Genomic DNA, 21,982 nt, shown 5'->3' with positions numbered 1-21,982 from the left:
GGAGTTTATGGATGAACCTTACGATATCAGGGAAGTTGCAGCTCAGTTTTGTGCTGCTAGCCGTACTTTTTATGGCATCAGCGGTATTCACGTATCGCAACGTCACCACCGTAGAGCAATACGCCTCTTCGTTACTTAAATCCGATTTACCGACCGTCGACACCAGTCGCGGTATACAACAGTCCGTTCAAGCGTCACTGTCTTCTATTCGAGCCTACATGTTGCTAGGTGGCGATGAAGAGGCGAGCGCACGTCTGAGTGAGGACGTTCGCAATATCATGGCATCTACAGACGAGTCGCTTCCGACTTTGCAGGCTTTGATCTCTGAACAGGATTTTCAAGCGATCCAAAGCCAGTGGGACGCGGTAAAAGTTTCTCTAAACAAGCTGATTGAACTTAGCCACAGTGATGAGAACTTACCCGCACACAACCTCTTTATTAACGAAGCGGCACCCATTGCAGAAGTGGCACTTGACCAGCTTCAAAGCTTAATCAACGAAGAGTCAGGAAACCCATTCGGTGGAGACAGAAAACGTCTGTTCAAAGTTTATGCCGACAGCTATACCTCGCTCGCCAATGCACTGTCTGCACTGCGAGATTTCCTGTTGTACGGTCAGCAAGATCATCTGGACAAATACCACGACTTGATTAAGTACCACAATCAGTCTGTGGCGGAAATCGACAGCAAACTCGACAGGCTTACTGATAACGACCGATCATTGTGGTCACTGTTTAAGGAAATGCAGCAACTGTACTTTCCTTTAGCAGAGCAGGTAATTGCATTGCGTCAGTCGCCAGAGTGGAACGAATCAAACTTGCTGATGGCGAACGAACTGTTGCCAGCAGCGGATGCACTAGACCAAAGCTTAGAAACGATCGTATTGGCTCAGCAAAGTCGTGCTGATCAAAGTGGACAGGGTATTAATCAGTCGATCAAGAACGTACTCACCACTATGTTGATTGCTGCGGCATTGGTTTTGATTGCCGCAGTAGCGATTTCAAAATACATGGGCAATACCATTGGTCGCCGAGTGAAAAACTTATCGGAGCGAGCCAAGACGATCGCTTCAGGAGATGTTTCTCAGCCTCCGTTAACTGTTGTTGGGAAAGATGAATTGGCAGACCTTACCAATTCGATTAACCGCATGAACCAATCGTTAGCGAGCATCGTGGCAGGGGTGAGTGAGAAAGCGCACCAAGTGGATACCAGCATGGGGGCTTTATTGGAATCGGCGCAAGTCACTTCATCGAATGTTGAACAGCAACAGACCAGCATTGTTGAAATGGGAAGCCAACTGGATGAAATCGCTTTAGCCGCGCGTAACACTCTAGATCAAGCCAATCAATCGGTGCAGAAGCTTTCTGATTCAAAAGGTGAGATTGAACAAGGTCGTGATGCTTTAGAGCAAAACAAAGTCACCATGGAAAGCTTGCACGGCAGCATTGAAACCGCGAGTACACAAGTGACGCAGTTAAGCAAAGAGAGCGAAGCCATTGGTCGAGTGACGGAAGTAATTGAAGGTTTGGCAGAACAAACTAACTTACTGGCACTGAATGCCGCGATAGAAGCAGCGCGTGCGGGTGACCAAGGACGAGGCTTTGCAGTTGTGGCGGATGAAGTACGTATGTTAGCGACTCGCACTACTCAATCGACGACAGAAATCAACGGCATTATCAACGCGATTCAACGCTCGACCAATTCGGTGGTTGAGGAGATTGAACACAGCCAATCACTTGCGGAGCAGGGCGCTGAGCACATTGAAAAAGCGGTAACTCGTTTGCTCGTCACTACTGAACAAATTGGTTCTTTGAATGAACAAATGGCAGAGCTTGCGGCAGCGGCAGAGCAGCAATCTCATGCGACCAACTCGATCACTGGATTGATGTCCGATATAACTCAATCAGTGGATGAGGTTTCGAATAACAGCCAACGTGCATCAGAGACATCATTGCAAGTAAAAGAGCAAGTTACTGAGCTGAATCAACAGATGGCAACTTTCAAAACGGCATAGATAAGGTTTACGTCTGTTCATCTACTTTTGAACGTTAACCAAATAGTAAAAAAGCCCCAATTCTTTTTACACAAAAAAGATTGGGGCTTTTTGTTGGATGATACGCCGATATTCGTCTGCTTGCTCATTGGATTTGGCTATTTAAATCATAGCTAAAACCAAATTTTCTTCACCGAGTCAGAGTCGTAATATGACTCCATCGGCAGCAAATACTGCAAAAGAATTTTTAAACTTTATACCAATCCCGGTAAGAGAATAGTTCGTTACTACGATTGGTATCATCCTTCTAGGAGCAACATTATGAACAAACAAGTAAGCCTAATTGGTCTAGACAGCGAACAATCAGCACAACTAGCTCAACAGTTAAATCAACTGCTAGCGCATTACCAAGTGTTGTACATGAACTCTCGCGGTTACCACTGGAACATTAAAGGTGCGCAATTCTTCGAACTGCACGTAAAATTTGAAGAGATTTACACTGATCTACAAACAAAAATCGATGAGCTTGCAGAGCGTATTCTAACTTTGGGTCATACGCCAGCGCACTCATTCAGCAACTACTTGGAAGCAAGTGAAATTAAAGAACATCAAAACGCGACTTCTGGTGAGGAGTGTGTACAAGGTCTGGTTCAAGGCTTTAGCGTTCTACTTCTAAAACAGCGTGAGATTCTACAAAACGCGGGTGAAGCAGATGACGAAGGTACAGCGGCATTGATGGGTGACTACATCCGTGAGCAAGAAAAATTAATGTGGATGCTTAACGCTTACCTACAAGGCTAAGCAGCGCATCACCCAAGCAATCCTTGGGAACGCATGAAACAATCGGGAATAAGTCATAAGGGGCACGTTGGTGCCCCTTTTTTTGTTTGCGTATTTTATATGTGTGCTTTATTTGCGTGGTAAGGATTGGAAATGGCTCAATAAATCGCTGAGTTCATTAAGCGCCAACGAGGCTGAATCATTGAAAGTTTCTTGATTACCGTGATGAACAAGGCAAGAGGGCATCTGTGCGTTATACGCTGCCTGTAAGTCGTAAAGGTAATCGCCGACATAAAGCACTTCATCAGGCATCAAACGCCACTCTTTCGCCAATACCTGAAGAGACAAAGGGTCTGGCTTGGGCGGGAAGCATTCACGAGTGATGACTCGTTCCACTGAGATTTGGTTGTGTTCTAGTTTGCGCTGCGTGGCGATTTGACAGTTGCGCGTCACGATAGCGGTTTTGATTTCATTTTGATGCAAGTGGGCGAGTAATTCATGGCAGCCAATCATTGGAGCAGACTGCTCAGCATCAGAAATCTCGTAATCAAATATCACGTTATGAGCGTGCTCTCTATGGTGAGGATGCTCAAGTGCGTCGACAAAATCCAATAGATCTTCACTCTGCGGACAACCTAGCTGTTGTCGCAATTCGCCGAAGTTCATATCAGAACTCACCAAGGTGTTGTCTAAATCAAACACCACGGCTTTAATTTTATCGAGCTGTAAAGGGAATGGAATCATAATGACCTCGTACAACTTAACCGAACTATCGTTTTAAAAAACAAAAGGTTATTGTTAAGTTTAGATTCTTCTGCTTAGATTGTACGAAAATAAATCACTAGTACGTCACAAATTAAATAGTCTTAACGATTTTAGTGTTTGATTACCTTTCCTCAAGACGAAAGATTTTGCCGCTGTCGGTAGAAAAGTAGATATAGCCATCGGGGCTGATGGTTATATCTCTTACTCGCTCTCCAAGACTCTCCATCAATCTTTTTGATTCGGTGAGCTTGCCATTATCAATAGAAACCACGTTGATGTGCGCCAGTTTCAATGCGCCTGCGAGGATTTTCCCGTCCAATTCTGGGTATTTATCACCACGGTACAAAATCATATTACTGGGCGCGATAGAAGGGACGTATACCAGCGTGGGATCTTCCATTCCCGGTAACGACTTAGCTTCCCCAACGTCCAACGGTCCCCAATATTCTTTACCATGAGAGACTTTTGCCCAGCCGTAGTTCGCGCCTTTCTTGATTAGATTAATTTCATCGCCACCGCGTGGTCCATGTTCAATCGACCACAGCTGTTTTGTTGCTTCGTCGTAAAACATACCTTGTGGGTTGCGGTGCCCGTAACTCCATATCTCAGGACGAGCTTGGGAAGGTTTGAATGGGTTGTCTTGCGGAACCGAACCATCAAGGTTAAGGCGCACAATACTGCCAGCATGGGTTTGAGTGTCTTGGCCATTATCGCGTTCGCCACGGTCACCGATTGAGAAGTAAACTTTATCGTCTACAAATGAAATTCGACTGCCGTAGTGGCGACCCGTGTCGGTGATGGCATCAGCAACAAAGAGATCGTTCCAACCCACAAGTTGATTGTTTTGCAATTGCGCCGTCGCTAACGCCACCGTATTGCCTTTACTCGTGCGCTTGCTGTAGGTAAAGAAGAGTTGCGGGTTTTGCTTATCGGCATTCGGTGCGAGTGCAACATCCAATAAACCAGCTTGTCCACTGGTGTTCACATTGGGGACGTTAAACAGCTTTTGAGGTTTGCCTGTGGTGATATCCAGCAACGAAACCGTACCGTTCTTTTGATTGACGATAACGCGTTGATTATCTAAGAACTCGATCCCCCAAGGGATCTGAAATCCACTCGCCACTTCGTTGGCGTGGTATTCGGCAGTGTTGGCAGAAAAGGATAAACAAGCGAGTAGGGTAGCAGCAATCGTTCTCATGGTTCCTTCCAATATGAATCGTGTTAATACTTAAAAGCTAACACTAAAAGACTATGTTTGGCAGAGATTCACTTGTATATGAATGTAAAAAATCCCCGATACGAGATCGGGGATTGAATTAAGGCTAGAGAATTGTTTATGTAGCGAGATTACATCGCTTCTTCGAAGATCTTAGAGATTTCTTCGTGAGTTGCTTGTTTAGGGTTAGTGAAACCACAAGCGTCTTTCAGTGCGTTGTCTGCTAGTGTTGGGATGTCTTCTAGTTTCGCACCAAGCTCTTTAATACCTGCTGGGATACCCACATCTTTCGCTAGAATAACGATAGCGTCGATTGCTGCCGCTGCACCTTCTTCAGCAGACATGCCTTCTACGTTTACGCCCATTGCTTTTGCTACGTCACGTAGACGCTCAGGACATACTTGCGCGTTGTAACGCTGTACGTGAGGTAGAAGAATCGCGTTACAAACACCGTGTGGAAGGTCGTAGAAACCACCTAGCTGGTGTGCCATTGCGTGTACGTAACCTAGAGAAGCGTTGTTGAACGCCATACCCGCCATGAACTGTGCGTATGCCATTTGTTCACGAGCTTCTAGATCTTCACCGTTTTTCACTGCTGTGCGTAGGTAAGCTTGGATAAGCTCAATCGCTTTGATTGCTACTGCATCAGTGATTGGTGTTGCCGCGATAGATACGTAAGCTTCAATCGCGTGAGTTAGGGCATCCATACCTGTTGCCGCAGTTAGCGAAGCAGGTTTAGCGAGCATTAGCTCTGGATCGTTTACCGAGATAAGCGGTGTTGTGTGCTTATCAACGATAGCCATCTTAATGTGACGCTCTTCGTCAGTGATGATGCAGAAACGCGTCATTTCAGATGCAGTACCCGCCGTCGTGTTGATCGCGATAAGTGGCATCATTGGTTTTGCAGATTGGTCTACGCCTTCGTAATCTGCGATTTTGCCGCCGTTAGAAGCAACAAGCGCGATACCTTTCGCACAGTCGTGTGGTGAACCGCCGCCTAGAGAGATAACGAAGTCACATTCGTTATCAGTAAGAAGTGCTAAGCCGTCGTTAACGTTGCTGATAGTTGGATTTGGTTGAGTGCCATCAAACACAACGGTTGCTACATCGCGCTCAGTGAGAAGGTCTTGAACTTGTTTGACTACACCGATTTGGTTAAGGATCTTATCCGTAACGATCAAACCTTTTTTAAAGCCTTGAGATTGGATGCTGTCTGCTGCGTCTTTCAAACAACCAGCGCCCATTAGGTTTACCGTAGGGATAAAAAATGCACTTGTCATATTGGATAGCTCCGTCGTTATTTTTAATAATCTTTCTTAATTTGCCATTTACTGTCGCACATTCGTTTCCAGATTGAAGTTGATCTAAAGCAAGTTTACCCACTTAGAGGTACTTGCAAGAGAAAAACTGTGACAGTGATCTTGTTGCACTGCGTATAAGTGCAACACTGATATAAAGTAGAACAAATATGAAACTATGGACGCAAACGATTGGCAGAAATTGACTTCTGACGCGGATATATCTCTAAATTCGACTAAAGTATAAAAAATCCCCATTAATAACTTAGTTATCAATGGGGATAGGGAAGTGTTTTATAAGCTAACTACTAATAATTAAGCTATTTTAATCAGTTTTGATACTAACTTTTCGATACCTGAAGCCGCTTGAGAGATATTCTCTGCCAACATGTAAGCAGGGGTTGAAAGTACGAGGTGTTTTTCATCAAAAACGATGTCTTCGACAGGGCACGTGGTGTGTTCACCGCCCATTTGATTAAATGCTATTGAGACTGCCTCATCGTTGCCTACCGTTCCTTTCACGCCTTGCTCATAAATCATCGGAATAATGACAGGAGAAATACACAGATAGCCAGCTGGTTTTTTCGCATTAGCAAACGCGCGACAAGCTTGAGCTACGTGTGTGTTAATGGAGCACTCCGCACCCGAAACAGCGAAGTCGGTTAAGTTTTTCGCGGCACCAAACCCACCTGGAAGCAGTAGGGCATCGTATTCATCGACGTTAAGTTTGGCGACATCGTCAATATTTCCGCGTGCAATACGAGCTGATTCGATCAATACGTTACGTGTTTCATCCATTTCGTCACCAGTTAGGTGATTGATGACGTGGAGTTGGTCAATGTTAGGTGCAAAGCAGTGCCAAGTTGCACCTGCCTTCTCGATGGCGTAGAGCGCCAACACTGCTTCGTGGATCTCAGAACCGTCGTAAACGCCTGAACCACTTAAAATGACTGCGACTTTTTTCATGTTTTGATTCCTTTACTCTGAACGTTCCTTAGATTGCTCTTCGCTATCTAGACCATGCGTTTCCGAATGTGTTTTAACGTTTTCACTCTCGTTGTCATCTTCATCATAGTAGCGCACAACAAAGGGTGTAAGCATAACACTAGAGGGCAGAAAATGTTTCATATCAACTCCAACGGCTTAATAGAATGATTTTTATACTGATTTTTATAAAACAGTACGTTGAACCTGATCATTTTTGAGTTAAGCTGACGTTTCCTTTGGCATTCGTGAGTGGTAGGTCACATGAAATCAGTGCAATTTCGTTTCACACTTTATGGTTGTATCGCAATTCTCTCTTGGAGTTGTCTGCTTGGCATCGCGAGGTTGGTTACGGAGAGTTTAGGTCCTGTAGGCGGGGCAGCCATGTTGTACTCTCTTAGCTCTGTTTTCCTTCTTATCGTGGTCGGTATTCCAAAGTTGTCTTACTTTTCTCCCAAGTATCTTGTGCTTGGTGGTGCGATGTTCGTCTGCTATGAAATATTTCTCGCTCTATCTTTGGGATATTCCAACTCGCGCGCGCAGGCAATTGAGGTGTCGATTGTCAACTACCTTTGGCCCGCACTGACGGTTTTATTTGCGGTCCTTGGCAGCAATAAAAAAACAAACTGGTTGCTTTATCCCGCAGTTACGCTGGCGTTTGTTGGGGTTGCTTGGACTGTGAGCGGTGAGAATGGCTTATCCATAACTCAGATCATGTCCAATGTTAGTAGTAACCCTCTGGTGTATTTTATGGCTTTCGCTGGCGCGGTTATATGGGCTTTTTATTGCAACTTAACCCAAAGGCAGCAATCTAAACATAATGCGATTACCCTGTTTTTCATTGCAACAGCTGTTTCGCTTTGGGTCAAATATGCGTTTACGGATGAGCCACCAATGACATTCAGTTGGGAAGCGATGGGGTACTTAGTGGCTTCTGCGGCTTTAATGGCTGGTGGTTATGGTTTATGGAATATCGCGATCGTTGGCGGCAATATGGTTTTTCTCGCCACCTTGTCTTACTTCACGCCCATTTTTTCCGCTTTATTTTCTTCCATTATTCTTGGCGTAACTCTGAGCCATAGTTTTTGGCAGGGCGTTGTGATGGTAACGGTGGGCTCGCTGATGTGTTGGTTAGTCACCAAAGAGAAGCGCGAAGCGGCTGGGTAAGTTACCAACGAGATCAGAGAATTTAAGTGAGCAACGAACAGATCTCCCTTGCGAGCTGTATTCGAATACGAAGCAACTAAATCGAAAAAATTAAAAAAGCTCCCGAGATTGGGAGCTTTTTATTGAGTTTTAACGGCTCTTTGGTGGCGCTCTAATAAGCGACGTTCAAGTGTAGTTGAAGCTTGAATCTGTGCTTCGACAGTCGCTTGATAAGCTGCTTACGAGTGTGCTCTAGTGTATCAAGCTCCAATGTGTCGTCATCAATATGTACGTCCACATTTACTCGTAGCTCTTGGCCCACCTTCGTTACGCCAGCCAGTTTCAATTGATGCTCAGTCACTTTTTCAATCTCAAGAACATCTTTGCCAACGCTCTGACACAGCTCTTTGCTTGGTGTCATCATTAGTAGTTCACGTAGGGCACCTACTAGCATATCGAACGGTACTTTGAGGAAGTAAAAGCCCATTAAAACCATCATCATGGGGTCGGCATATACTGCATACTCAGAAAATGGCGTTAGTGAAACAGCCCAAGCCGAGATAAATCCTACGGTCACCGCCACACTCAACAAAGTATCCATTTGCCACTGTTTTTTCTCCGCTTCAATCAAGCCTGATGAGAAGCGGCGGCTGCGTTTCGCCATAAACCACCAAGCGTAACCACAGCCGATAACATTCACGATGCCGAATAAGGTCGCAATAGAAGCATCGACCTCGCGACCTCCAGACATCAATGCTGATATCGCAGAGTAGAGAGAGAAGCTTACAACCACTAAAATGACGGCTGCTTTTATCGCAATAACGATTGGTTCTAAGACCGCTTTTCCAAATGGGAATACAGATTTTGAAGGTTTGTTAATATAGTAAGAAGCGGCCAGTGACAATAAAGTTAACAGTAAGCTGACCAAAGAGTAAACACCGTCAAACACGATGACAATTGAGCCTACAAGCAAGCCAAGTACCATACCACCAGCAGCGAACCCAGATGCCAAAAGGGCTGAAATGGTTAGAATACGGTTTTCGTTTTTGCTTGTCCTGTCACACATAAAAGATGCCTTTGAATTTTAATACCTTACTATTCTTCGCTCATAAGGTAATTTAGGCAACCACAAAGTGACCAGTAACTAATCTAAAAAATTGCGCTTTTATTTATATTCTTATAAAACAACGGCTTACTGTGGTTTTTTGGTGTCAGTAAAATTGACGCTCACTGATAAAATGTTTAGAAGTCAAATAAATACTCGCTCAATTTATCTGCTAACCACGTCATTGCAGGATGCTCAGTATGGCCGTTAGGTGAAAACATACAGTAGTCTTCTTGCGTCAATCCGTATGTGTGTTTGATAACGGCGAGCTTCTGCTGACGAAGGTAATGGCGGATTAATGGTTCAGGAAGCACGCCCCAAGCGTCTTCTTCTAAGATGGTGTTCAGCATGTAGTCAAAACTCGAAAAACCAATATATCGAGTCGAGAAAGGTTGCAGTTCAGGGTTGTCTTTCTCATTTAGGTACACCATTAGTGCTTGCATCTGACTACGTAGATCTTCGTCTGAGACACGGCGCATCTTACTTAGGCGGTGTTCTACACTGCATACTGACATCATACGTATCTTACCTAAAGGGTTATATACGATACGAGGATCGTCTACTCGCTCATAATCAACGCCGAAAGCAAAATCTACTTGGTGGGTACTGACCAAGTTGGCTAAGTCGCCACTGGATGCCAAGATTAAGTTGAAGGTTGTTGAAGGAAAGCGGTTATTCAATGTATGAGATAATTCTTGCCAGAGATCATCAGGTAAGGAGTCGTCACGTGCTACCCAAACTTCCGCGTTAAACCCTTCCGAGATTTGAGCGCAGGTCTTTCTGACCCGTTGTGCGATGATAAGTAGGTGTTCGCAATCTTTGTAAATGGCTTTCCCAGCTTCAGAGAGGGTGAGCTGGTTGCCAGTTCGGTTAAACAATTCAACGTCGAGATCTTTCTCTAATGCCTTAATCGACATGCTGAGTTTGGTGCGATTGCAGTCGAGTTGCCTTGCCGCTTCAGAAACAGAACCACACTCAGCGATGGTGCAGAAGGCTTCTACTTGAGTTAAGTTCATGATTTGACACAACCAATAAATGAATTCAAATAATTTGGGTATTATGCAGATGCGCTCCCAAAGCCATGAAAGATTATCGAAAAAAACGCGAATCCGCCAGATAAGTCTATGGTCTTTTAACGGTTTTGCGGTAATCTATGTGGGTTACAAAAAGTGAACATGGAGGCCACGATGGCACAAGATTGGGACGGCTTAGCAAAAAACTGGGAATCAAATCCAGCAACAGAGCAATTTGCGCAGTCGGTGTTTGAGCAGTTACAACAGCTAACTCAGCTTGATGGCATTAAAGTACTAGATTTTGGATGCGGAACAGGGCAGTTAAGTCAACGATTGTCACCGATGGTTAAAGACATCGTAGCATTAGACGCATCGGAAGCCATGATTGAGGAACTCGATAAAAAAGAGCTCGTCAACGTAGAACCTGTGGTAGATGCATTATCTCGCGGCTTGGTTGCTCAGCACCCTGCGTTTCGTGGACAGTTCGACTTGGTGGTTGCATCATCAGTTTTAGCGTTCGTGGAAGACTTAGACGCGTCATTAACGATCTCGCATTCTCTACTTAACCACGGCGGCTATTTTGTTCATTTTGATTGGATTGCAGAATGTGAACAAGACGGTTTTACCCTTGCGAAGTCTGAGCGTGCACTGAAAGAAGCGGGTTTTACTGAAGTTGAATCGCAACACGTTTTTGACATTACATCTGATGGTAAAACAATGTCGGTATTAATGGGGCTTGGTCGTCGCTAATACCGCTGAATAAAGAACAAAAATTGACAAAAGCGAGCTAACAAGCTCGCTTTTTTCTTATCTGCTGAGGGTATGTGTAACTTCACTTGCTCTAAACAAGTCGTCGTGGTGCAGGCAAGGACATACTCGAACAACTAAGTCTTCGGAGGTTATTTTTAGACGATTATTCTGCGTATCTCCTCCAGCACTTCAGGGTTGGCTATTGCGCCTAAATTTTCGACGCTTCGTTTGTTAACGACTTGCTTAACGGCTAACTCGACCAGCTTTCCTGAGCGTGTCTTAGGTATATCGCTTATTGCGTAAATTGCACTAGGTACATGCCTTGGAGAACATGCAGACTTTAGCTGTGCTTTGATGGAAGCGATCATCTCGTCATTGAGCTCTACCCCTTTGACTAATTGGACAAACAGCCATATTTGTTCGTTGCGATCGACTTCTTTTCCTACTGCGATCGAATCTAGAATACCGTCTATACAGTTCACTTGCTGATAGATTTCGGCCGTGCCGATTCTTACGCCACCGGGATTCAACGTGGCATCACTTCGACCATAAAACACGTATCCCCCAACGCTGGTCTGTTCAACATCATCGCCGTGGTGCCAAATATTGTCGAATTTATCCCAATAAGCGCGATGATATCTCTCACCGGTGTCGTTCCAAAAGCCAGCAGGGAAGTTGGGTAAGGAATTGGCACAAACCAACTCACCGCGCTCTCCCATTACGCTATTACCTTGTGGGTTAAAGACTCGGACATCGACCCCTAACCCTGCTGATTGGCACTCTCCCCGATAAACGGGAGAAATAGGGTTGCCTAATACAAAGCAGCCACAAATGTCTGTTCCGCCAGAAATCGAGGCGAGGTGTACATCTTCTTTAATGTGCTGATAGACATAATCAAACTGTTCTGGATACAGAACAGAGCCAGTCGAACAAATGGTTTTCAGACTTGAAAATGCATCACTTTTCTGCGGAGAAAAAGATGCTTTTTCCAGCGCCTCTAGGTATTTTGCTGAGGTTCCAAATAGCGTCACTTCGGCTTGTTCTGCGAGGTCCCAGAGCACATTATGAGTGGGGTAAACAGGGCTACCATCAAAAATCACCAAACATGCACCGCTCGCGAGTGAAGAAACGTGCCAGTTCCACATCATCCAGCCGCAGGTTGTGTAGTAAAACACTCGGTCGTTCGGTTGAATATCGCAATGCAGTTGATGCTCTTTCAAGTGATTAAGCACCGTTCCGCCGACGGAATGAACGATGCATTTCGGTTTGCCTGTTGTGCCTGAAGAATAAAGCACAAATAGCGGATCGTTAAAATTCACACGAGTAAAAGTCAGCGCTTCGGGGGTGTATTGATTCAGGACGTTTTGCCAATCTTGGGTGCAGACATCGCATTCAAAAATGTGTGGTTTAAGGTAGCTAATTTGGCAAACTTGTTTAAGACCATCAAGATGATCCGCAATATGCTGGTTTTTCTCAGACATATCGAAAGTTTTGCCATTGAATGTATAGCCATCACAAGTAAACAGGATTTTGGGTTTCACTTGACCAAAGCGCTCCAAAACGCTTTCGACGCCAAAATCAGGTGAGGTGGAAGTCCAGGTCGCCCCTAAACTGGTGGTTGCTAGCATAGCTATCACCGTTTGAGGTAGGTGAGGTAAATAACCAGCGACGACATCACCTTGCTTAATTCCACATTCTTTCAACCATTGCTGCACACTCGAAACTTCTTCGCACAATTGTTTCCATGTGTAGGTCTGTTTTTCTTCACGTTCATTTTCAAACCAAATCGCGAGATCATCGGGTTGGTGACACGCGTAGGTTAGCAAATTTTCGGCGTAGTTAATTTGCGCGTTTGGGAACCATTTTATATCCCTATTTTCAACAGGTTGCTGCCAGCGACTTTCTGCTCGCTCTTTTATGGTCTCTCCCTGAGTGCCAATGACGTCGCAGAATAGCCAAACTTCCTGCCAAAATTTCTCTACATGATCGAGTGACCATTGATGCAGATCAGCGAAGCTTTCAAGGGTATTTCCTTGTCGATTAATGTGTTCAATAAACTGTGTAATGTTGGCTTCTTCGATACGACTTTCGCTCGGTTGCCATACTTTGCTGCTCTCGCGCATAGGTCCCTCTATAACAAAGTGATAACAGGTTTTAGTTTGAGAGGAATACACGATAAAGTCAAACAAGCCAGATATTATATCGTGTCATAAAAATCATGCAGTTACGATGGGTTGTAAACAATATGTTACATCAGGATAATGCTGAGAAAATCGCGCAGGGATTGGAAGCTCTTAAGACTACAGATAGGCTTAATGTAAAGGATTTGTTAATGGAGATGGGCCATGACCCAGTATCGTTCTAAACCCGTAAACCAGGAAGGCAGGGTTGAATGGAGCCGTGAAGAAGACGCCATTTGGCGAGATTTGGTAACACGACAAATGGGTGTGATCCAAAACAGAGCTTGTGAGGCTTATTTACACGGTTTGACGCTGCTTGATTTACCTGAAGACCGCGTTCCTCAGTTGCCAGAAATTAATCGTGTCTTGATGGAGACAACAGGTTGGCAAGTGGAGCCCGTTCCCGCGCTTATTGATTTCGACCGATTTTTTAATCTACTCGGTAATAAGCGCTTTCCAGTCGCCACATTCTTGCGTACAAGAGATGAGTTCGATTACTTACAGGAGCCAGATTTCTTCCACGAAATATTTGGTCATTGCGCGATGTTAACCAACCCAGACTTTGCTGCATTTACCGAGCATTATGGTCAACTAGGGCAAGCCGCTACCCCAAAACAAAGAGCCTATCTCGCTCGTCTCTACTGGTTTACCGTAGAGTTTGGTTTGGTGAAAGAAGGGGACAAAACCAAAATTTACGGTGGTGGTATTCTTTCATCTCCTGGCGAAACCCTCTACGCATTAGAGAGTGATGCAGCAATTCGCGACCCATTTGAATTACAAACTGTGCTGAGAACGCCTTATCGTATCGACATCATGCAACCGAAGTACTACGTGATTGACGACTTTTCTCAACTTTTTAAAATCAGTCAGTTAAATTTATTGAAACAAGCCGATCTAGCGATTGAAGCTGGACTGCTTCCTCCACTTTTTGAACCAAAGGAACCTGCTCATGTTGAATGAACAAAAATGCGAAGCTTGTAGTATCGATGCCATTGCACTAAGCAAAGAAGAACAACAGTCTCTGCTTCTGCAATTGTCTGATTGGCAGATCATTGAAAGAGAAGATATACCTCAACTAGAAAAGGTGTATAAATTTAAGAACTTCAAACAAGCATGGGCTTTCAGTAACAAAATCGCGGAACTGGCAGAAGATGAGTTCCACCATCCTTCTATTTTGTTGGAATGGGGTAAGGTTACCGTAACGTGGTGGAGTCACTCTATCAAAGGTCTGCATAAAAACGATTTTATCTGCGCATCAAAGTGTGACGCGCTAGTATCGGCAGAGTAGGACATTACCTCATACAAAAAAACGCCCGGCTTACGTCGGGCGTTTTGGTTCTAAATGACTTTTACATTACTTTATAGATTGATTCGGAAGACGGATGTCGTGCCCGATACCTCATTGCCAACGGCGATAAAATGACCACCATTACGGGTAAAGTAATTAATGGATTCTGGACCTAAATCGCCTGCTTTTGGATTGTATGTGTCGTTCATGCATTCGCCATCTTCGACTTCTGTACACACTGGTTGATTGTAATCACGGCGGTTTATGTAATGCAGAAACTGCGCTTGTTTCGGGTCTGTGATGTCATAAATCATGATACCGCCTTGACGCTCCAAGCCGATAAACGCGTAATGACGATCGTTAATTTGTGCTACTTCAATCGCCTCTGGCTCAATACCTTTATCATCACTTCGGTCATCGCCACTATTATTGTTATCGTTGGTGCTGTTGAAGTTCTTACCTTCATTCAGCAGCGCGATAGTCGCGAAATCGTCACCACTATCGAAGACCAATTTGCCGTTTTTATCCCAAATCGAGAATGAACGCGCGCCAAATGATTGAACATTCTCTTGTGCAGAAAGCGTTTGTTCCGGCTTAATCACTTTTAAACGCGCGAGTTGTTTGTTGTCTTTTAGTGCCTCTGCCAATGGGTGTTCTGCTGCTACTTTCAGCTTCTTACCGCGCACTTCATCAATATGGCTTAAACAGCTCCCTTGCTCAGATGTGTATTCATCTGTACCAAGGTAATCGTCTTCATCCCACATAAAGCCAGCTTTGTCGCACAGTTCTTGAGTGGTTTTGAATCCGTACTCACGCCCGTCGCCTTCATTTGCAGATACGATGTAAGTACTCCCATTCACTGAGTAGCTGTCGATGGTGTCAGGCATAAATAAGCCAACCAGTTTTGGGTAGCTTTTCAAGTTCCCAATGATTTTGTCTTTGTTGGATGCATCGAGTTTAGCGCCCGACCAAGACTTCTCACCTAAGCCAACAATTTTTTCTACCGATTTGCTCTCTGGATTGACGATTGCCATGGCGTTATTTTCTTGTAGCGCGACATAGATTTTACCGTTATCTGCAAAAGTGAGGTATTCAGGCTCTAGATCTTGTGCGACGGTGGCGTTTGGCCCCGAAATACGCACATTCATTGGGAGCTCTGCTTTTCGTGAACCATCAAATTCGTTAAAGCCAATTTGTGTCACTTCTGCTTGAGTAACACCAAGGCTCAGATCGATCAAAGTGATACTACCTTCAGGGTCAATGCTGTAATCGCTGTTTGGTTCTCCTTCATTAGCGGTTGCGATGTATCGGCCATCTTTTGAGAAGCCAACCATGTCTGGCAATGCGCCTGTTGGAAACGTCATGACTAATGACAAATCGTCGGAGCGGTACAAGCCAACAATACCATTCGCTTGTTTATTACTGTTTTCAATCGCAACTGCTACCAAACCATTGAATACAGCGACACTGTTTGCTGCGCCAATTTCAATGCCCGCTGCTTCGCCAGCGCTGTTGAGATCAATGAATGCGCTTTGCGTTGGTACGCCGTTGTCATCCATAGAAAGTACATCGACACGTTTTGCTTGAGCATTAACCACATAGAGCTTATCCGTACAAGCGTCATAACTGACGATTTCAGCTGCCGATGTGTCGAATGGAGCATCAGCAACGGATGTTCCGATAAACGTTAAACCTTGAATTGACGTTTCCCCAGTAACGGGTGCAGTGGTAGGTTTGCATTGTGTAGCGAATGAAGCCACGGTATCTTCGGGTTGTGATGAACACGCGATGGCAAGTGATGACAATGCGAGTACACCGATTGCCTTTAAAGGGGTGATCATGATATCTCCTTATCAATCCGATAGGTTGTCAATCAGCACGGGTTTTATGCTGCTGTCCATTTCCGCAACTGGAATGATAGAGCGCTGAATGACGTTTGATTTGGTAAGGCTCTGAATATATGTATGATTGATGACTCTTATATTGGCTTTTTATGAAACTAATGTGTCATCAATATGATGAAGTAGGGATAGAGGAATAATGGAATTAAAATCGTTTTTAGATTTATTGGCAGCGTCACCAGAGCAGGTCGAATTTGAAGCAACGATGGCGGTGATCGAAGATAACTATACGTTTGAGCCAACCGCTTTTGTAAATGGTGAGACACAAAACAATGCAGGCGAGAACAACGGTTCGTGTAAGATCTTCGCTTTCGGTTTGCTAAACAACCTAGACAAAGAAGCGACGCTAGCCTGCTTTGGCCGTTTTTATCGTGAAGATGTATTGCAGCATCCAGAGAACAGCGATCACCAGAATATTCGTAATTTTATGGTGACAGGGTGGGAAGGCATTAAGTTTGAAGCGTCCGCTTTAACCGTTAAATAAACACCAGTCAGAAAACGATGATCAGTAAGCCAGTCGTACTACGCGACTGGCTGTTTTTCTAGACATTTTCGGCACAAACACAGCTGGTTGGCACTTGGCTTGGGTAAATCACGGGTTTCAATAGTAAAGCACCAGCATGTCTCTTTGCCTGCGGCGATATCACAATGGGCTTGAGTCCCGCATTCAGGACAACTGTGTGTTGAATCTTCTCCTGCGATTTGTTCGATAATCGCATCTCGTTGGAGATCGGTTTTGTCTTTCCATTGGATGATTTCATCCATCGTTCGGTGACAACCAGAGCATATTCCGGCGTTATTTTTACATGCTGCTCGACAAGGTGACTTCATTGCTTTCTCGTTCTCATTTTTTATGCCGCGTACTCTAGCATAAAGCGAGTCAAGGCCGCCAAAAATAAACGTGACTGCGATTTGCTGGTGAGGAGGGAGAACCAGTGTTACCCTTGGGCGAGTTACCTTAACTCTCTGTCACTTATGTTAGAAAAAGAAAACCTCATTAAACTCGCTAGAATGCAAATGCCATTTGGGAAATATGCAGGGCGAGTGTTAATCGACCTGCCTGAAGAATACTTACTGTGGTTTGATAAAAAGGGCTGGCCAAGCGGTGAGCTAGGGGATTTGCTCAAGTTATGTTTAGCGCTCAAAATTGAAGGCTTAGATAGTGTCGTGAAGCCTTTGAAGCGTATGTAACTAGCCACAGAAACTCCCACTCTTAATGAAAAGACTTATTATGAATTTTGATATCGATGCACTGAAACACCACCAATTGGTCGAAGATGGTAAATTAGAGGGATGTTACATTCATCAGCCAACTCAAGGTAGCCAGCAAGATGACAAAGCTGTTTTGGCAGAGCGCCAAGCGTTGGAAAAGTTGGGATATAAGGTAATACAGGTTAAAGCTAAAGGCGGGACAACAACGTTTGCCGAGGCGATGCAAAAGCTTGCGAAGGAAACTGGTCACCTGCCTAAGGAGTAAGTAAGTGAGTGTAACCTGCCACAGCCTTACAAGTTCTCCCACCAGACTATTTTTTCATTCAAAAGAGCCAGACCGTTAGGCTAACTCTTTATTGCCCCAAAAAAGAACTGGAATAAATACTCTACAAAATTTGGTTCGTACGTTTTACCCTACGAAAAGTTATCCGATTGAATGTAACTCAACACTATTGAGCCTTCATTGTGCTTGTTTGATTAGTCAAACTGCCTATTTAATTGGTTAAATCATCATGCAATCTTGTTGGGGATGATAAATCACTGAAAATATTGTTATTATCCTTTTTATTTATCAGTAAAACCGACTCCCATGAGATATGAATCCTCTCCTGTAGCCCCAGAAGAAAGACAAGAAACCACTAGAGAACGAGCAGCACGTCAACGCTGAGAACGTCAGGAAGAGCTGAGATCTACCGCGAGCGATGAGAAACGATGGGCTGAAAATAGAGAGCGCGTTCTTGCTGAACGCAAAGCGGTCCAACAAGCTTACGACCTAACAGAAAAAGAATGGAACGATGATTTACAAAAGCAAGCTAAAGAATATCAGTGGGACACCTCTCAACAAGAGAACGTGAGTATTGCGGTACTGACTGTTGAAGAAGGTAACGAGTATTTAGACTTGCTCATCAAAGACTCGCATGGACAACTTTCGAACGGCAAGGACTACACTGGCGTAGGCATGGGGCTTAAAGGCGCTTATGAGGTCGCTAAAGCTGTCAATATCAATGGTGTAATGAATATTGTGGTTGAGAACTACAAGCCTAAATATTTAGACCTAGGTATCCGTTGGCAAGAAGCAACACCACAAATGCTTAAAATTGGTCATGCTCTAAATACTGTTCAAGGCAATGTCAGTTTCTTGAAAGGCAACATCTATGTTGAACTTGTGTTTAGTGGTGCGGTTAATGCGGTTGACTACATTCTACATGATGAAAAAACGCTAGGTGAAGTGGTCGGCCAATTTACAGCGGATATATCTAAGGGCATTGCCGCAGGAGTTATCGCTCAAGGAATAACTATTCTGGGAGTCGCAACATTAAGTACGGTACTTGTTGTGCCAACCGCTCTAACACTTGGTATTTTCGCTGTTACTGCGTTTATTGTAGGAAAGGAAATATCTAAACTAGATGACCAATTTAAATTCACGGAACCGATGAAGAATCAAGTAGAGAAAACTATTAATGATTTCTAATGAAAAATTTAACCGAAGACTAAAGATAAAGCGTTGGCTTAAAGTGATGGCTAGTTGGCCTCTTATGGTTTTTATGGTGTGGTTGAGCTACAGCTCAATTAATGAGTTAATTAGCATTAACAACTCAATCGGTATCATTCCTAAAGTAAAACTAGCAGGTTTAGTGAACAATGTTGCTTCTTTTGTAGGCCTTCTAATATTTGGTTTTATAGCGATCATTCCCATAGCTATGCTACACAGGTCAACAGAACTATTACTAAAAGTACCATTTTCGACAAAAACAGGGCTATATTCTATAGCGATAATAGTATTAAGTTCTATTGCCTCTGCCATATGGTTAGATAACAACACGAGAGAAAAAATAAAGCAATATGACTATATTGAATGTACTTCTGAACAAGAACTTACATTAAAATCCTCAAGTCGGACGTATGTTTTAGACCCTAGTTCGTGCGATTAAATCATCTTTCAAGCTCTTGGCACAAGCACCCTGCTAGCGTATGTACATGTCATGCGCTAGCTCTCAATACTTGAAGTTATCCATTAGTTGCTAATATTCTATTTGTCGTAACGCATTTTTGTCCAATTATAAGCTATAGGGTTTTCTCAAGCTGTATTTTGCTTTACAGGAGTCAGAGTGCCTGGCTCCTTTTCCCTTTGCTTGTCGCGAACGCTACCATCTTGGTAGTAGAGTATTGGTTATCGAAACCATTAACTCATGTTAGTGAAAGGAAATTCCTGAACTCTATCGTGCTTCTTTCACCAATCTTCTGTTTGGGCCATTATCTCTAACATCCAGACGCGAAATAGCATAAGATACACGGCCTTTACTAGCACTGAGCCACTCATCGTAATGACAGATAAAACACAGCAAGCGACATTTGCCGATCTTGGCCTGATTCCAACCTTAGTCGAGCGGCTAGAAGCGTTAGAATACAGCCAACCGACGCCCATTCAATCCCGTGCTATTCCTGATATCCTTGAAGGGAAAGATATTATTGGTGGTGCCAATACGGGTTCTGGTAAAACCGCTGCTTTTTCGCTGCCAATCCTGCAAAAAATTGTTCAGCAAGACGGATCAAACAATCGCCGTGGTAACTTCGTTTCTCACCTGATTTTAGTTCCAACTCGTGAGTTGGCATCACAGGTGGCATACAACGTCAAATCTTACTCGTACCATCTTAGAGATAAGATCAAAACGGTTGCCGTATTTGGTGGTGTATCGGTGAACCCACAAATGCTAGCGCTTCGCGGTGGCTGTGACATTATCGTAGCTACGCCGGGTCGATTACTTGATCTGGTATCCAGTAACGCGATTAAGTTGAACCAAGTAGAAACGCTCGTCCTTGACGAAGCCGACCGAATGTTGAGCCTCGGATTTACCGAAGAACTCAATAAGATTCTTGCGTTACTGCCAGAGAAGAAACAGACGCTGTTATTTTCTGCAACTTTCCCTGATAAAGTCACGACGCTGGCTCAGCAGTTGCTCCGCGACCCTGTTGAAGTTCAGTTGCAGAGCGCAGAAGCTAGCACTTTGGTGCAGCGCGTGTTTAGTGTAAATAAAGGTGAGAAGACGGCGGTACTCGCGCACTTAATCAAACAGCATCAGTGGCGACAGACTCTGATTTTTGTGAACGCTAAGAATGCCTGTAACCATTTAGCTCAAAAGTTGTCAAAACGCGGTATTACCGCTGAAGTTTTCCATGGTGATAAAGGGCAGGGCGCTCGTACTCGTGTCCTTGACGGTTTTAAGTCTGGCGAGATTCAAGTTCTTATTGCCACCGATATCGCAGCACGCGGCCTTGATATTGAAAAACTTCCAGTGGTGATTAACTTCGATCTTCCGCGTAGCCCTGCTGATTATATGCATCGAATCGGTCGTAGTGGTCGTGCTGGTGAAGTAGGTTTAGGATTATCTCTTATCGATTACGACGACTACCACCATTTCAAAGTGATAGAAAAGAAAAATAAGTTCCAACTTGAACGCGAGCAGGTAGTCGGTTTTGAAGTGGAAGACGATCAGAGTGAAGCCTACTTTTTACCAATGAAGCCGCGAGCGAAGCCGGCAGGTACGGGTAAAAAGAAGAAAAAGCGTAATCAATAGAAAACGTAAACTACATGTGAGTTTACTTACGGGAGTTGTTAGAGAAAGGGAATGCTCACTAGCTTGAGTCTTCGCTTCTAGCCATTCCTTTAAAGAACAATAGAGCCCTGCTGGAGCTACCAGTAGGGCTCTATTGCTTTTCAAGATAGTGTTATTGGCGACGAGCAGGGCGTCCGCGAGGTGAACGCTTTTTAAATGCAGACGCTGCTTTAGCTTGTGACTTAAGAATAGAGTCAACGGTTAGTGGCATAGGTTCTTTAGGTTCAAGGCCATGAGGGAACGTACGAGCTCTTGGCGGTAAGTTGTATTCTTCTTCGCTCGCGCGTGGCATGCGCTTAAAACGATAAAGGTAAAAGTTTTCTAATTTTTCTCTCGCCCATTCGGTTTTCTTTAAATACTTCACGCTACTTGCAATCGAAGGCTTAGTGTTAAAGCAATTAAAACGCATTGCTGTATCTAGAATGTCCCAGCCGTAAAAATCTACTAACTCTTGCAACATAGTCTCTAGCTTTAACCCGTGCAGTGGATTGTTCTGTTGCAGCTCGATTCTCTCTTCGTCAGTCATCATTTTTAAGGGCCTTACTCATTAAAGGGCGGAGTTTAACAAAGTATACAATGCAGAGATATCTATAGTTACTTTGCGGTGGATGCGAGCACAGTGCTCTCTACCTTGAAAGTATAAATCGGAATTAGCCGTTCTACTTGGCTCTCTGCTCAAAAATGACTCATAAAAGTTCAAGCGTCCTAGCTCGATGTTAAATCATTGTGTAATAAGTGA

At 44.1% G+C, this 21,982-nt stretch carries 22 protein-coding genes and 1 pseudogene; 12 read left to right on the top strand and 11 right to left on the bottom strand.

Annotation, left to right across the window (positions count from 1 at the left end; all coding sequences use genetic code 11):
- Positions 1-11: 11 nt before the first annotated feature.
- Together R7Z78_RS01020 and R7Z78_RS01015 are read left to right on the top strand one after the other, a co-directional pair.
- Positions 12-2,012, top strand: a complete 2,001-nt coding sequence (locus R7Z78_RS01020) for a methyl-accepting chemotaxis protein (protein ID WP_104976507.1) — start codon at positions 12-14, stop codon at positions 2,010-2,012.
- A gap of 300 nt (positions 2,013-2,312) precedes the next feature.
- The gene (locus R7Z78_RS01015; RefSeq protein WP_033906834.1) at positions 2,313-2,792 is read left to right on the top strand and encodes a Dps family protein; all 480 of its coding nucleotides are present in this window, start codon (positions 2,313-2,315) and stop codon (positions 2,790-2,792) included.
- A 108-nt stretch (positions 2,793-2,900) separates the two neighbouring features.
- Here the strand turns inward: R7Z78_RS01015 and R7Z78_RS01010 are convergent, their stop codons facing one another.
- The 5 genes from R7Z78_RS01010 to R7Z78_RS00990 form a co-directional block, all read right to left on the bottom strand.
- On the bottom strand, positions 2,901-3,515 hold the full coding sequence (locus R7Z78_RS01010) for an HAD family hydrolase (RefSeq protein ID WP_005375585.1): 615 nt from the start codon (positions 3,513-3,515) through the stop codon (positions 2,901-2,903).
- A 142-nt stretch (positions 3,516-3,657) separates the two neighbouring features.
- Positions 3,658-4,734: a PQQ-dependent sugar dehydrogenase gene (locus R7Z78_RS01005; RefSeq protein WP_104976508.1), complete on the bottom strand. Its 1,077-nt coding sequence runs from the start codon at positions 4,732-4,734 to the stop codon at positions 3,658-3,660.
- Positions 4,735-4,883: 149 nt separating this feature from the next.
- Positions 4,884-6,032, bottom strand: a complete 1,149-nt coding sequence (gene yiaY / locus R7Z78_RS01000; protein ID WP_104976509.1) for an L-threonine dehydrogenase — start codon at positions 6,030-6,032, stop codon at positions 4,884-4,886.
- Positions 6,033-6,365: 333 nt separating this feature from the next.
- Entirely contained in the window at positions 6,366-7,016 is a 651-nt protein-coding gene (gene elbB, locus R7Z78_RS00995; protein ID WP_017634378.1) for an isoprenoid biosynthesis glyoxalase ElbB, read from the bottom strand.
- Positions 7,017-7,028: 12 nt separating this feature from the next.
- Positions 7,029-7,178 (bottom strand): hypothetical protein, encoded by a 150-nt coding sequence (locus tag R7Z78_RS00990; protein ID WP_017634379.1) that lies wholly within the window; start codon positions 7,176-7,178, stop codon positions 7,029-7,031.
- Between the two features lie 120 nt (positions 7,179-7,298).
- Between R7Z78_RS00990 and yddG the strand changes: the two genes are divergently transcribed.
- A complete protein-coding gene (yddG, locus tag R7Z78_RS00985; protein ID WP_042521459.1) occupies positions 7,299-8,201 on the top strand; it encodes an aromatic amino acid DMT transporter YddG in 903 nt (300 codons plus the stop codon).
- Positions 8,202-8,352: 151 nt separating this feature from the next.
- Here the strand turns inward: yddG and R7Z78_RS00980 are convergent, their stop codons facing one another.
- Together R7Z78_RS00980 and R7Z78_RS00975 are read right to left on the bottom strand one after the other, a co-directional pair.
- Entirely contained in the window at positions 8,353-9,246 is an 894-nt protein-coding gene (locus tag R7Z78_RS00980; protein WP_005389400.1) for a cation diffusion facilitator family transporter, read from the bottom strand.
- A gap of 176 nt (positions 9,247-9,422) precedes the next feature.
- A complete protein-coding gene (locus R7Z78_RS00975; RefSeq protein WP_005375568.1) occupies positions 9,423-10,301 on the bottom strand; it encodes a LysR family transcriptional regulator in 879 nt (292 codons plus the stop codon).
- A 171-nt stretch (positions 10,302-10,472) separates the two neighbouring features.
- Here R7Z78_RS00975 and R7Z78_RS00970 point away from each other — a divergent pair, with 171 nt between their 5' ends.
- Entirely contained in the window at positions 10,473-11,048 is a 576-nt protein-coding gene (locus R7Z78_RS00970) for a class I SAM-dependent DNA methyltransferase (protein WP_017821100.1), read from the top strand.
- Between the two features lie 155 nt (positions 11,049-11,203).
- On the opposite strand, the gene R7Z78_RS00965 is transcribed toward R7Z78_RS00970, so the two are convergent.
- On the bottom strand, positions 11,204-13,171 hold the full coding sequence (locus R7Z78_RS00965) for an acetoacetate--CoA ligase (protein WP_104976510.1): 1,968 nt from the start codon (positions 13,169-13,171) through the stop codon (positions 11,204-11,206).
- Positions 13,172-13,393: 222 nt separating this feature from the next.
- Between R7Z78_RS00965 and phhA the strand changes: the two genes are divergently transcribed.
- Both phhA and R7Z78_RS00955 read left to right on the top strand, forming a co-directional pair.
- On the top strand, positions 13,394-14,188 hold the full coding sequence (gene phhA, locus R7Z78_RS00960; RefSeq protein ID WP_104976511.1) for a phenylalanine 4-monooxygenase: 795 nt from the start codon (positions 13,394-13,396) through the stop codon (positions 14,186-14,188).
- Positions 14,178-14,516, top strand: a complete 339-nt coding sequence (locus R7Z78_RS00955) for a 4a-hydroxytetrahydrobiopterin dehydratase (RefSeq protein ID WP_104976512.1) — start codon at positions 14,178-14,180, stop codon at positions 14,514-14,516. Before phhA ends, R7Z78_RS00955 begins: the two co-directional genes overlap by 11 nt.
- Before the next feature lie 71 nt (positions 14,517-14,587).
- On the opposite strand, the gene R7Z78_RS00950 is transcribed toward R7Z78_RS00955, so the two are convergent.
- Positions 14,588-16,357 (bottom strand): choice-of-anchor I family protein, encoded by a 1,770-nt coding sequence (locus R7Z78_RS00950; protein WP_104976513.1) that lies wholly within the window; start codon positions 16,355-16,357, stop codon positions 14,588-14,590.
- Positions 16,358-16,556: 199 nt separating this feature from the next.
- Here R7Z78_RS00950 and R7Z78_RS00945 point away from each other — a divergent pair, with 199 nt between their 5' ends.
- The gene (locus R7Z78_RS00945) at positions 16,557-16,901 is read left to right on the top strand and encodes a HopJ type III effector protein (protein WP_104976514.1); all 345 of its coding nucleotides are present in this window, start codon (positions 16,557-16,559) and stop codon (positions 16,899-16,901) included.
- A gap of 38 nt (positions 16,902-16,939) precedes the next feature.
- Here R7Z78_RS00945 and R7Z78_RS00940 read toward each other — a convergent pair whose 3' ends face one another.
- Positions 16,940-17,248 carry a cysteine-rich CWC family protein gene (locus R7Z78_RS00940; RefSeq protein WP_104976515.1) on the bottom strand — a complete coding sequence of 103 codons (309 nt, stop codon included), beginning with the start codon at positions 17,246-17,248 and terminating at the stop codon, positions 16,940-16,942.
- 144 nt (positions 17,249-17,392) lie between these two features.
- Here R7Z78_RS00940 and R7Z78_RS00935 point away from each other — a divergent pair, with 144 nt between their 5' ends.
- The 5 genes and pseudogenes from R7Z78_RS00935 (at position 17,393) to R7Z78_RS00915 (ending at position 21,204) form a co-directional block, all read left to right on the top strand.
- Complete coding sequence (locus tag R7Z78_RS00935) at positions 17,393-17,608, top strand: DUF3820 family protein (RefSeq protein WP_005375557.1); 216 nt, start codon at positions 17,393-17,395, stop codon at positions 17,606-17,608.
- 40 nt (positions 17,609-17,648) lie between these two features.
- Positions 17,649-17,894, top strand: a complete 246-nt coding sequence (locus tag R7Z78_RS00930) for a hypothetical protein (protein WP_104976529.1) — start codon at positions 17,649-17,651, stop codon at positions 17,892-17,894.
- A 324-nt stretch (positions 17,895-18,218) separates the two neighbouring features.
- Positions 18,219-19,100 (top strand): annotated as a pseudogene (locus R7Z78_RS00925) (hypothetical protein).
- Positions 19,090-19,560, top strand: coding sequence for a hypothetical protein (locus R7Z78_RS00920; protein WP_017821094.1), 471 nt, complete (start codon positions 19,090-19,092; stop codon positions 19,558-19,560). The pseudogene R7Z78_RS00925 and the gene R7Z78_RS00920 overlap by 11 nt, the downstream one beginning before the upstream one ends.
- Before the next feature lie 393 nt (positions 19,561-19,953).
- Positions 19,954-21,204, top strand: coding sequence for a DEAD/DEAH box helicase (locus R7Z78_RS00915; RefSeq protein ID WP_053350636.1), 1,251 nt, complete (start codon positions 19,954-19,956; stop codon positions 21,202-21,204).
- Positions 21,205-21,355: 151 nt separating this feature from the next.
- On the opposite strand, the gene R7Z78_RS00910 is transcribed toward R7Z78_RS00915, so the two are convergent.
- Positions 21,356-21,772 (bottom strand): VF530 family DNA-binding protein, encoded by a 417-nt coding sequence (locus R7Z78_RS00910; RefSeq protein WP_005375544.1) that lies wholly within the window; start codon positions 21,770-21,772, stop codon positions 21,356-21,358.
- Positions 21,773-21,982: the final 210 nt, after the last annotated feature.

Source organism: Vibrio sp. 1167, from assembly GCF_033340375.1.
Classification (GTDB): domain Bacteria; phylum Pseudomonadota; class Gammaproteobacteria; order Enterobacterales; family Vibrionaceae; genus Vibrio; species Vibrio alginolyticus.
Note: the sequence above shows the minus strand (reverse complement) of the source record. Positions and strands in the feature narration are given on the sequence as shown.